At 59.2% G+C, this 10,971-nt stretch carries 11 protein-coding genes and 1 tRNA gene; 8 read left to right on the top strand and 4 right to left on the bottom strand.

The window, feature by feature from the left end; genetic code table 11:
- Window positions 1-70: 70 nt before the first annotated feature.
- From E4021_RS08985 to E4021_RS08960, 6 genes are all read left to right on the top strand, one after another.
- Window positions 71-2,014, top strand: a complete 1,944-nt coding sequence (locus tag E4021_RS08985) for a peptidylprolyl isomerase (protein WP_168797537.1) — start codon at window positions 71-73, stop codon at window positions 2,012-2,014.
- Window positions 2,011-2,865 (top strand): hypothetical protein, encoded by an 855-nt coding sequence (locus tag E4021_RS08980; RefSeq protein WP_246050258.1) that lies wholly within the window; start codon window positions 2,011-2,013, stop codon window positions 2,863-2,865. Before E4021_RS08985 ends, E4021_RS08980 begins: the two co-directional genes overlap by 4 nt.
- Window positions 2,866-2,873: 8 nt before the next feature.
- A complete protein-coding gene (locus E4021_RS08975) occupies window positions 2,874-4,271 on the top strand; it encodes a peptidylprolyl isomerase (RefSeq protein ID WP_136458533.1) in 1,398 nt (465 codons plus the stop codon).
- A gap of 161 nt (window positions 4,272-4,432) precedes the next feature.
- Window positions 4,433-4,867, top strand: coding sequence for a DUF2147 domain-containing protein (locus E4021_RS08970; RefSeq protein WP_136458531.1), 435 nt, complete (start codon window positions 4,433-4,435; stop codon window positions 4,865-4,867).
- A 91-nt stretch (window positions 4,868-4,958) separates the two neighbouring features.
- Window positions 4,959-5,198 carry an anti-sigma factor gene (locus E4021_RS08965; protein ID WP_136458529.1) on the top strand — a complete coding sequence of 80 codons (240 nt, stop codon included), beginning with the start codon at window positions 4,959-4,961 and terminating at the stop codon, window positions 5,196-5,198.
- A gap of 82 nt (window positions 5,199-5,280) precedes the next feature.
- A complete protein-coding gene (locus tag E4021_RS08960) occupies window positions 5,281-5,802 on the top strand; it encodes a DUF937 domain-containing protein (protein ID WP_136458527.1) in 522 nt (173 codons plus the stop codon).
- A 142-nt stretch (window positions 5,803-5,944) separates the two neighbouring features.
- Here E4021_RS08960 and E4021_RS08955 read toward each other — a convergent pair.
- Window positions 5,945-6,018 (bottom strand) — tRNA-Asp (locus E4021_RS08955).
- Window positions 6,019-6,296: 278 nt separating this feature from the next.
- Complete coding sequence (locus tag E4021_RS08950) at window positions 6,297-6,848, bottom strand: type 1 glutamine amidotransferase domain-containing protein (protein ID WP_136458525.1); 552 nt, start codon at window positions 6,846-6,848, stop codon at window positions 6,297-6,299.
- A 94-nt stretch (window positions 6,849-6,942) separates the two neighbouring features.
- Between E4021_RS08950 and E4021_RS08945 the strand changes: the two genes are divergently transcribed.
- Window positions 6,943-8,409, top strand: a complete 1,467-nt coding sequence (locus tag E4021_RS08945; RefSeq protein ID WP_136458523.1) for an NAD-dependent succinate-semialdehyde dehydrogenase — start codon at window positions 6,943-6,945, stop codon at window positions 8,407-8,409.
- Between the two features lie 74 nt (window positions 8,410-8,483).
- On the opposite strand, the gene E4021_RS08940 is transcribed toward E4021_RS08945, so the two are convergent.
- Together E4021_RS08940 and queE are read right to left on the bottom strand one after the other, a co-directional pair.
- Window positions 8,484-8,693 carry a hypothetical protein gene (locus tag E4021_RS08940; protein WP_136458521.1) on the bottom strand — a complete coding sequence of 70 codons (210 nt, stop codon included), beginning with the start codon at window positions 8,691-8,693 and terminating at the stop codon, window positions 8,484-8,486.
- Between the two features lie 124 nt (window positions 8,694-8,817).
- Window positions 8,818-9,453, bottom strand: a complete 636-nt coding sequence (gene queE / locus E4021_RS08935) for a 7-carboxy-7-deazaguanine synthase (protein WP_136458519.1) — start codon at window positions 9,451-9,453, stop codon at window positions 8,818-8,820.
- A gap of 823 nt (window positions 9,454-10,276) precedes the next feature.
- Between queE and E4021_RS08930 the strand changes: the two genes are divergently transcribed.
- Entirely contained in the window at window positions 10,277-10,948 is a 672-nt protein-coding gene (locus E4021_RS08930) for an IMPACT family protein (RefSeq protein ID WP_136458517.1), read from the top strand.
- Window positions 10,949-10,971 lie beyond the last annotated feature (23 nt).

Genomic DNA, 10,971 nt, shown 5'->3' with positions numbered 1-10,971 from the left:
GTCGAAAATGGTTACTTTTGCGCCCTGCGTTGGCTGGGCAGCATTACGCTACTGGACACAAATGTCATACATGATCAAGTCTTTTCTCGGACTCGCCTGCGCGTTATTCCTTTCCCTGCCCCTGTTGGCACAGAGCAACGACGACATCCTGTTCACCGTTGACGGCAAGCCCGTTACGGTGGGCGAATTTCGCTACATCTACACCAAAACCAACGGCGAGGCGGCCGACTTTAGCGAGGCCAGCGTGCTGGAGTACCTTGACCTCTACGAGCGCTTCAAACTGAAGGTGGCCCGGGCCCGCGAGATGGGCCTCGACACGGTTTCGGCCCTGCAACAGGAGCTCGAGGGCTACCGCAAGCAACTCGCCGACAACTACCTGATCGACCGGGAGGTCACCGACCAACTGGTACGCGAGCTCTACGACCGCCAGCAGAGGGACGTCGACTTCAGCCACCTCCTGCTGACGATCCCCTCCAACGAACCGGCGGATACCCTGGCCGTATACGAACGCGCCCAGCAACTGCTGCGGGAGATCACTCCGAAAAACTTCGCGGAAAAGGCCGCCGAATTGAGCCAGGACCGCTACAGCCGCGAGCAAGGCGGTCGCATCGGATTCGTGAACGCGCCCCTGCCCCGCGGCATGCACCGGCTGGAACAGGCCCTTTACGAGGCGCCCGACGGCGTGGTATTCGGTCCGGTCCGTACGCCTGCCGGGTACCACCTGGTGCTCCGGCACGGCAGCCGGCCAGCCTACGGCGAAGTGGAGATCGCGCATATCCTGCTGCGCAAGGAAGACGAAGGTGATTCGGCCGCCGCCCGTCAACGCGCCCATGAAGCCCGCGAGGCCCTAACGAACGGGGTACCCTTTGAGGAGGTGGCCGCGGAATACAGTGAAGACGACAAAACCCGTAACCAGGGCGGTTATATCGGCTTTTTCGGCATCAACCGCTACGACAAGGTCTTCGAACGGGCGGCCTTTGCCCTGTCCGAGGACGGGGAGATCAGCGAAGTGATCGAGAGCCCCGTCGGCTTCCACATCCTGAAGCGGATTTCCCACCGTGGCGTACAACCCCTGGAGGATCAGCGCCCTCTATTGGAAGCCGCCGTCCGCCAGGATACCCGCTACGCGGAAGCCCAACGTGCCCTGCTGGACCGGCTCGAAAAAGAGTACGGAACCCAAACCATGGACGCTAACTTCGATGCCTACCTCGCACAGTTGGATACCACCTTTTTTCAACTCGACGCTACCCTGCCCGCTCCCGCCGGCGACCCGGTGCTGCTGAAGATTGGGGAACGGGAACTGCGCGCCAGCGACTTCAACGACTACCTGCAGCGCAACGCCCGCCTGCGGGCCAGCCTGGAGCGCCGGTACGAGGCCGACGGTGCCGCTGAAACCCTGTTTGAGGGGTGGACCGAGGAGCAGGTCAAGGCCTACGCCGAAGGCCAGCTGGAGGATAAATTTCCTGAGTTCCGCGCCCTCATGCGCGAGTACCGGGAGGGCATCCTGCTCTTCGAAGCGACCAAACTGGAGGTGTGGGACAAGGCCAGTGAAGATTCCACCGGCCTGCAACAATACTTTGATGCCCACCGCGACGACTACCGATTCGGACCGCGGGCCCGGGTGATCCGCTACGAGATCGCCGCGGGCGGCCCCGACATCCAGGAAGTGATGACCTACGCCGCCGACCACGATCGCGAAAGCGTGGTGGAGCACTTCGGACCGGAAAGCGTATCCAGCAGCGAAGACCTTTTCGAAGCCGATCGGCTCCCCGCCGGCCTCACCCTGGAGGAGGGAAGCCGCTCAGCACCCGAGAACAAAGTGAGTACCGGCACCCAGGCCTTCCAGGTGGTCGCCGAGGTCCTGCCCGCCCGCCGGAAAGAACTGCAGGAAGCCCGGGGGTACGTGATTGCCGATTACCAGGACCAACTCGAGCGAGAATGGGTGGAATCCCTTCGCAAGAAGTTCACCGTGAAACGCAACAAGAAAATCCTGGCCCAACTGATCGAATCTTGAGGAAAATCCACGGAATCGCCGTCGCAGGGCTGCTACTGGCCCTGGGGTGCAGCCAGCCGGAGCCGGACAATCCGGACGATCCGGTACTCGCCCGCGTCTACCAGCGCGAATTGCGGCTATCCGAAATGGAGGGCATGTTCCCGGAAGGGGCCACGCCCGCCGACAGCGCGGTCATCATCGAAGCCTTCGCCAACCGTTGGGCGCGCGACGCCATCCTGCTTTGGGAAAGCGAACAGAACGCCCCGAGCGACCTCAACCTCGACCGACTGGTGCGCGATTACCGCGCCAGCCTGGTACGCAGCAGCTACGAGGAACAACTGGTGAGCACCAAGCTCGACAGTACCATCACCCAGGAAGAACTCGTAGCCTTTTACGAGGCTACCAAGGACCAGTACCAACTTGAAAAGCCGATCGTGCGTTGTCTTTTCATGCGGGTGCCCTACCCTACGCCCAGCGAGGAAGCCCTCCTGGACCTCTGGAACAATGGAAAACCCCAGGATACCGCCGCCCTGGCCCGCTATGCGCGCCGGTACGCGGAGGTGGCCTTGCTCAACGATTCCGCCTGGTACAGCCTCGATGAGATCGCCCAGCAGCTGCCCGAGGGCACGCTTACCGCGGACAATGTGAACTCGAAAAGGGAGTTCAGTCAGCTCGACGGGACCTACAGGTATTACTTTCGCCTTTTCGAAATGAAGCCGCGCAAGGAAATCGCCCCGCTGAGTTACGTGGAGAACCAGGCCCGCCGGGCCATTCTGCACGCCCGCAAGCGGGAAGTACTGGAGCGGACGCGGGAGGACATCTTCGAACGGGAGCTCCGCCGCGACAACATTGAATTTTTTACCAACCGTTAATCGGAACCATGAACAACATCCTCGCCCTACTGCTGTGCCTCCTGACCGCCAGTACCTACGCCCAACAGGGCACCGTGATCGACGAGGTGATCGCCCGCGTGGGCAGCGAATATATTCTGCTCTCCGACCTGGAGGAGCAGTACGCCCTGGCCCAGTCGCAAAGTAACGGCCCGCTGCCCCCCGCGGCCCGCTGCGCCATGCTCGACCAGACGCTGGTGGGCAAACTGCTTTACAATCAATCTAAGCTAGACAGTATCGAAGTGAGCGACGCCGAGGTGGAGCAGCAGCTGAACGCGCGCATCGACCGTATCCTTAGTTATATGGGCGGCGACATCAACCAGTTTGAGGATTACTACGGACAGAGCATCACCGCCACCAAGGAACAGTTCCGGGAAGACCTCCGGGAGCAGCTCGCCATCGACCGGATGCGCGCCTCCGTAGTGCGGGAGGTTAAAGTCACCCCGGCCGAGGTAAAGAACTTCTTCGCGGAAATCCCCCGCGATAGCCTCCCCTACTTCAACTCAGAGGTTGAGGTCGGTGAACTCGTCGTCCGGCCAACCGCCAACGATTCCACCAAGCAGGCCATCATCGACCGGCTGGAGGGGCTGCGGGAACAGATCATGAGCGGGGAGATCACCTTCGAGGATGCCGCCCGGCAATTCAGTGCCGACGGCAGTGCCCGCGGCGGCGGCGACCTGGGCTGGACGAAGCGCGGAAAGTTCGTGGCTGAGTTCGAGGCCGCGGCCTACAACCTGGACCCGGAAGAGATCAGCGGCGTGGTGGAAACCGAATTCGGCTACCACCTCATCAAGCTGGTAGGGCGCCGGGGCAACTCGATCCGCGTAAGCCATATCCTGATGCAACCGGAAATTACGGAGGCCGACATGGAGGAATCCCGGCAGTTCCTCGACAGCATCGCCCATTTGATCCGCGTTGACTCTTTCGACTTCAGCTACGCCGTCAAGCGGTTCGGCTACGACAAGGTGCAGAGCTACAACAACGACGGCCGCATGTCCAATCCGGCCAGCGGCAATACCTTCTTTGAGATTGGCGACCTGGATCCCGATATATACTTCGCCATCGACGAACTCGAACTGGATTCACTGAGCGATGTACTGGAATTTCGCGGGCCTTCGGGCGACCCCCTGCTCCGGATTGTGCAGTTGCAGTCGCGTACTTCCCCCCACCGGGCCACGCTCAGCCAGGATTACGCCAAGATCCAGGACGCTACCCGTAATGCAAAGCAGCAAGAATATCTGAGCGACTGGATTCAGAAAAAAGTGGGCTCCACCTTTATTGACGTGGACGAGCGCTACCACGGCTGCCCCCAGATTCAAGTCTGGCTGGAAGACAGCCGCAAGATCACCGTCGGCAACCGGGAAGGGAAGATCGTAACCGGTCGCTAATCAATCCGCCCCTTTCTCCGCCACTGACCGACCGTTGCGGAAACGGCACCCAGTTTTCTGGATATCATCGACTTTGGAGGCGGGTCTAAGGGTATAATAAATAAAATACCTTAACCCAACACCATGCCCCCCCCATGGCCCGTTATAACACCAACAAAGCGATGAAACACTTACTTTTCATACTCTCTTTAGTGGCCTTCGGCAACTTATCTGCGCAGTTGGCCACCCCCGAAGGACGGTGGACCACCACCGATGAAGAATCGGGAGAAGCCAAGAGTGTGGTTGAGATATACGCCAAAGGTGGCGCATATTATGGTAAGGTCGCCGAGATCCTGACGGGCAACACCACGGCCGTTTGCGAGGCCTGCGAAGGCAGCAAGAAGAACAAGCCGATCCTGGGCATGGTGATCGTTGAGGGCCTTCAGGCCGACGACGATTCGCCGGGCGAATGGGAAGGCGGCACGATCCTTGACCCCCAGAAGGGAGCTACCTACCGCCTTTCGGTATGGTACGAAGATGATAATTCCGATGTGCTGTACGTCCGCGGCAGGCACTGGACCGGTTTGTACAGAACCCAAAAATGGATTAGGGAATAAATCCCTACATTAATGGCCTGGGCGGAGACCACGTTTCACCCCCCCAGTGCGTCTTTTCCTTACACTTTTGAATAACACAAGCACTCTTTCCATGAAGCAACAATTTACCCAAGAAGATTTAGTCGCCTACGTTTACGGTGAAGCCGACCGAGATCAGATCCGGGCCACCGAAGCCGCCCTCGCGGCCGACCCCGCCCTGGTCACCGAGCTTACCCGCCTGGTCGAAGCCCAGGCCAGTCTGCCCAAGGTGCGGTTCAGCCCCCGCAAGCGCATTGTGAATGCCATCCTGCGGTACGCCCGCAACGAGCCGGCACCGCAACTCTGCTACTAGAATAAACTAGACCAGCAAACGAGAAAGCACTACCCTCCCGGTAGTGCTTTTTTTGTTATACTACTTTCCAAATACAGACATTATGCTAGAATCAATCATCGACGCCGTAAAAGGCCAGGTAGTTTCCACCATCACCGAAAAAACCGGTCTCGGGGCCGCCCAGGCCGAACAGGCCGTTCCCCTGGCTAAGGAGTCCATTCACGAAGGGGTAACCAGCGCCATTTCCGGAGGTAACATCGGCGGAATACTCGACATGGTCAAAAGCGCCTCGGGTGGAGCCGCCGGGGGTGGTCTTGCCCAAAATCTCGTCTACCAAGGCATCGCCGGAAAACTCATCCAGAAACTGACCTCCCGACTAGGCATCCCCGAAACCATGGCGCAAAAGGTATCCAGCATCGCCCTGCCCATGATCCTGAACAAACTGGCCGGCCAAACGCGGGAAGCCGGCGACAGCGACGACATCGACCAGGGTAGTCTCATGTCGGTACTCGGCCTCGACGCGGGCAGCTTGCTGGGTGGACTCACCAAGGGAATGCTGGGGGGGAAGAAGGACGGAGACAAATCCGGGGGCCTCGCCGGCGGATTGGGCAATCTCTTCAAATAAGCCCGGCGAAAATTTACACCACTGGACAGTCTTCAAAAGGGCTTACCCGCACGGGTAAGCCCTTTTGCTGTAGGGTGAGCCGGATAAATGCTACGGACTGGCGTAAAACGCAAAAGGGCCTCCCAAACTGGGAGACCCTTTGCGGTCTGGACGGGACTCGAACCCGCGACCTCCGCCGTGACAGGGCGGCATTCTAACCAACTGAACTACCAAACCTGGTGTGCTCTTGAGCAGCTTCCTGCCCGATTGCGACGCAAATATACCATCATGCGCAACGACGGTGCAAGGAAATCGAGCAAAATTTTCGATTAAGGTAGTGTTGCGCGGAGTAGTTTGCTGGCATTCAGAAGCTTACTCCCGACAGAAGTTGGTCGATACCGGTGGGATACGGCTTGCCCTTCGCTTGACCGAGAAAGTTTGCGGCCCGGGAAACGGTATGGGGTGTTCTCTAGGGACTGTTGACCCGCTACAGGATGGTGTTCCTCGGCCGTAAACTACCCGGCCGTAACGGTGTGCTTGGCGAAGATTTCGATCATTTTCCGATTAAAGGCGGGGATATCGCCGGGATTGCGGCTTGACACCAGTTTCCCGTCCACTACCACCTCCTCATCCTTTACGGTAGCCCCGGCGTTTGCCAGATCCGGCCGAATCGCCACGTACCCCGTCATGGTACGCCCTTTGACCAGGCCGGCGGATATCATCGTCTGACTGCCGTGGCAAATGACGGCAACGGGCTTGTCATCCTGAAAGAAGGATTTGATGAAACTGAGCGCCTTGTCGTTGATGCGCAGGCTATCGGGGCTAAGTACACCCCCGGGGAGCAAAAGGGCATCGTAGCGGGAAGCATCAGCACGGTCAAGGGCCACGTCCACTTCGTACTCTCCGCCCCAGTCGTCGCCGTCCCATGCCTTGATGGAGCCGGACTCCGGGCTCACCAGGTGCACGGTGGCGCCGGCTTCTTCCAGCGCCTTGCGGGGTTTGGTATATTCTACTTCTTCGAATCCGGCAGTGGCCAGTGCGGCAACTTTAATATTGTCGAGTTGCATATTTAATTGCTTTTGTTTGTTTTCAGGTATTTCTATTACCCTTGGGCCCTTTGTGTTGTTCGGTTTCTATCCCGCTCCCTATAATTCCCGCTAAATGGACCTCCAGCACCCCCAGCTCCTGCAATCTACCGCCTACGTCAACGGACAGTGGACCCCGGCCGACAATGGCACCACCTTTCCCGTCATCGATCCTTTCTCGGGCGACCTCATCACCCAAGTTGCCGACCTGGGTGCTGCGGAAACCAGCAGAGCAGTGGAGGCGGCACACACGGCTTTCCCGGAGTGGAGCAAGCGCACGGCGGGCGATCGGTCCCGGGTACTGCGACGGTGGTTTGATTTGCTGCACGAGCACCAGGATGACCTGGCCCTCGTCATGACCACTGAGCAGGGGAAACCCTTGGCCGAAGCGCGGGGCGAAGTAGCTTACGGAGCATCCTTCATCGAGTGGTTCGCCGAGGAGGGGCGCCGCGCTTACGGCGACGTGGTGCCGAGTCACCGCACCGACACGCGCATCCTGACCATCAAGCAGCCGGTGGGGGTGGTGGCCGCCATTACGCCCTGGAACTTTCCCGTGGCCATGATCACCCGCAAGGTGGCCCCGGCACTGGCGGCGGGCTGTACGGTAGTGGTAAAGCCCGCGGAAGACACGCCCCTCTGTGCACTGGCGCTGGCCTATCTGGCGGCCGAAGCGGGCCTTCCCCCTGGTGTATTGAACGTTGTGACCAGTAGTCGCCCCACCGAGGTCGGCCGGATACTGACGAGCGACCCCCGCATCCGGAAACTGAGCTTTACGGGGAGTACCGCCACGGGAAAAAAGCTGATGGAGCAGTCCGCCGGCACCCTGAAACGCCTATCTATGGAACTGGGTGGGAATGCCCCCTTCATCGTCTTTAACGATGCGGATCTGGAGGGCGCGGTCGCGGGTGCCATGGTTTCCAAATACCGCAATGGGGGGCAGACCTGCGTCTGTGCCAACCGGATCTTTGTACAGTCGGGCATCTACTCAGACTTCGTGGCGGCGTTGAAAACCGCAGTAGAAAACTTGCAAGTAGGGTCGGGAACCGTAGCGGGCACCGACATCGGCCCCCTGATCAACCGCGCTGCTTTAGAAAAGGTAGAGCGTATGGTCGCTGACGCCATCGACAAGGGTGCCGAAGTAGCCTGCGGTGGCCGGCGGTCGGCCGCGGGTGAGTTGTGCTACGCGCCCACCTTGTTGCTTCACGCGAACGGCGAAATGGAGCTGGCGCGGGAAGAGATTTTTGGCCCTGTGGCTCCGGTATTCCGCTTTGACACGGAGGCGGAAGTGGTGGCCCAGGCCAACGATACCCCCTATGGCCTGGCCGCCTATTTTTATGGTCGCGACCACGCCCGCATCTGGCGGGTAGCGGAAGCCCTGGAGTACGGGATGGTGGGCATCAATACGGGGTTGATATCCACGACGGTGGCACCCTTCGGTGGGGTGAAGGAAAGCGGCTTTGGTCGGGAAGGATCCAAGTACGGCCTGGAGGATTATCTGACGGTCAAGTATCTGTGCTGGGGTGGGATCGGTGAGGCGCTCTGACCCCAACTGCCAACAACGACAAAGCCACGCAACCCCTTGGGTTGCGTGGCTTTGATTTGGATAAAAATGCTCGCCTAGCCGCGGCCGGGAGAGAAGTGGTTGCAGCCGAAGTTGGCTTCGGTCAGGAATTCAGCGCCGGTGGGGGCGGATTGATTTTGCAGTACAGGAAGTACGTACTTCATACCGCTTTCGCTGAGTACTTCACACTCGCCGAAATTTTCGCGGTTTTGCACAGCGGGAGCTTCGTGTTCCCAGTGATTACAGTTTTTGCAGGTAGGTTCCATGTCATTATTAGTTTAGCTGGTTGAAAGATACACTGATAAAAAGCCTTTCGGCCATTTATTGTTCGGCTAAACCACTGAAACACCGCTGTTTATAAACAGACTAAATAAGCCTGTTTTCAGCTCGCTATTCAATTCCCATGATCTTATGCGTTTGCAGGCTAACCCTCCACCGGGGGTGCTGAAGACAGTAGGCGACGGTGGCCGGTAGGTGGTTTTGGCCGACCTCGTCTTTGGGCTGCAGAAAAAAGTGAGTGAATGCGAGCGATTCGAAGCGTTCGGGACGGGCCGTGGGCTCGGATTGGGGGTAGACTAGCTTGAGTTCGTCGCCGCCGGATACGGCGAGTTGGGCATCGGCTTTCGGGCTCACGCATACCCAATCGATCTGCGCAGGAACCGGCAACGTGCCGTTTGTCTCGACCGCCACCTCGAATCCGGCCGCCTGCAGGGCCTCGATCAGGGGAACATCGAGTTGCAGGAGGGGCTCACCCCCCGTGCAGACGATATAGGGTCGCCCGCCACCTGGCCACAGCGCGGTAGCCAGTTCAACACATTGCACCAGCGTGTACCGGCCCCCATTGGTGCCGTCGGTGCCGACGAAATCCGTATCGCAGAACTTGCATACGGCGGAGTGGCGATCTTCCTCGCGCCCGCTCCACAGGTTGCAACCCGTGAACCGCAGGAAAACGGCCGCCCGGCCAGCCTGAGCACCCTCGCCCTGGAGGGTGTAGAAGCATTCTTTGATTTTGTAGGTGTGCGGCATGGGAATCAAGACAACTGAGCCAGGGTCGCGGTTGATGACAAATCGGGATGGTGTCGCCCAATAAAAACACAAATTGTTTGCACAATTCGGGAAATTGTCCTACTATTGATCTCTGCCGATGGTGATTCGACCGTATGAATTAGTTCCTGACCTCACCAACCCCATCGGGCATCCACATTTCATAGACAGCCCGCCACCCCGTGCCCCGGTACCGGACGGTGAATTGGCGGACTGTCGGTTAACCCTCGATCCGCGCACCTTCAGGCCAGGTAGCGGAAGGGCCACCGGCGTGGGCGGTGGTTAGGGCGGATGGGGGGAGTCGGCGCGGCGGCGGTCGGGTGGGTTCTCCCACCCACTCAGGGGAGCCGTCTGTCCATCCATCTCCGTCAGGAGTCATGGGAGATCCATAACCTGCAGCATTCATTCATCACCGATCCGTCCACGGAACCGCCCGCCCGCTCACGCGCCCACCGCAATCATTTGCCACTCAGCCGTCGCTTATGGAGAGCCAGCCGTGTGCTTGCTCAATCCAAACGTGGGAACCGAAGGCCTGGCCATGTACACGCGGGGGTCGTATGCCCGAGTTCCTGCTGTTGGGAGGTGTACATCCGTCCGCGGAAGCTCAGTGATTTCCACTTGCCACATGAGGGTGGGTACTCGGCGAATACGGACTCAAACCGTGGAATTGTCCAGTTCCGCCGCATCGTTACAGGATTTAGCATGGTTGCAGGGTAACTGCGGGACGGATTAAAGTACCCGCTCTGTTTTGGACAGGTCTCGTGCGCTGCGCCCTACCCCACCGTATATTGCCGCAGTTGCGCCCATGGAAAATTTTCTGCCTGATCAATATTCCGTTCCCGCCGGGCCCGCCGAAAGTGAGTTTCGCGATCGGGGAAGCAAATTCGTAGCGGCACTTCGCCCGGTAAGCACCGAAGCCGAAGCCCTAGAGGTGCAGCAGGAGCAGCAGCGCGCCCACCCCAAATGTAACCACCACTGTTATGCCTACCGCCTAGGTCGGGGCACCGATCGGTGGCGGGCAAACGACGACGGTGAACCCAGCGGTACGGCCGGCAAACCCATCCTGGGTCAGATCGATAAGTTTGGAATCAGCGACGTAGTGATCGTGGTGTCCCGCTATTTCGGTGGCACGAAACTGGGTACCTCTGGTCTCATCAATGCCTACCGGGAGGCTGCCCGATTGGCCCTGGAAGCAGCACCCCGGGGTCTGCGAACGGTAACCACTACTGTGACCCTCGAATTCGGATACGCCTTGATGACGCCCGTGATGAGTGCCCTGAGCCAACTTAACCTGGAGATGGCCGACCAGGACTTTTCCGAACGGGCGCGGGTGACGCTGGAGTTGCCGGAATCCGAAACCCAGTCCACCCTTCGCGCGCTGAAAGCTTCCGTAGCGGGCATGTATCTGGAGACGGTGGATGATGAATTTGAAGTTGAGGGACTAAAGGTATCCGTCAACCCGACAAATCCTCGTTAATCCCATTTGCGACGTTACCCGAC

Source organism: Neolewinella litorea (genome assembly GCF_004803465.1).
Lineage (GTDB): Bacteria > Bacteroidota > Bacteroidia > Chitinophagales > Saprospiraceae > Neolewinella > Neolewinella litorea.
Note: the sequence above shows the minus strand (reverse complement) of the source record. Positions and strands in the feature narration are given on the sequence as shown.

Excerpts from the sequence above, each read along its gene's own strand:
- E4021_RS08970 (WP_136458531.1), top strand. The coding sequence starts at position 4,433 with ATGAAACACTTACTTTTCATACTCTCTTTAGTGGCCTTCGGCAACTTA.
- E4021_RS08950 (WP_136458525.1), bottom strand. The coding sequence starts at position 6,848 with ATGCAACTCGACAATATTAAAGTTGCCGCACTGGCCACTGCCGGATTC.
- E4021_RS08940 (WP_136458521.1), bottom strand. The coding sequence starts at position 8,693 with ATGGAACCTACCTGCAAAAACTGTAATCACTGGGAACACGAAGCTCCC.
- E4021_RS08960 (WP_136458527.1), top strand. The coding sequence starts at position 5,281 with ATGCTAGAATCAATCATCGACGCCGTAAAAGGCCAGGTAGTTTCCACC.
- E4021_RS08930 (WP_136458517.1), top strand. The coding sequence starts at position 10,277 with ATGGAAAATTTTCTGCCTGATCAATATTCCGTTCCCGCCGGGCCCGCC.
- queE (WP_136458519.1), bottom strand. The coding sequence starts at position 9,453 with ATGCCGCACACCTACAAAATCAAAGAATGCTTCTACACCCTCCAGGGC.
- E4021_RS08975 (WP_136458533.1), top strand. The coding sequence starts at position 2,874 with ATGAACAACATCCTCGCCCTACTGCTGTGCCTCCTGACCGCCAGTACC.
- E4021_RS08945 (WP_136458523.1), top strand. The coding sequence starts at position 6,943 with ATGGACCTCCAGCACCCCCAGCTCCTGCAATCTACCGCCTACGTCAAC.
- E4021_RS08965 (WP_136458529.1), top strand. The coding sequence starts at position 4,959 with ATGAAGCAACAATTTACCCAAGAAGATTTAGTCGCCTACGTTTACGGT.
- E4021_RS08985 (WP_168797537.1), top strand. The coding sequence starts at position 71 with ATGATCAAGTCTTTTCTCGGACTCGCCTGCGCGTTATTCCTTTCCCTG.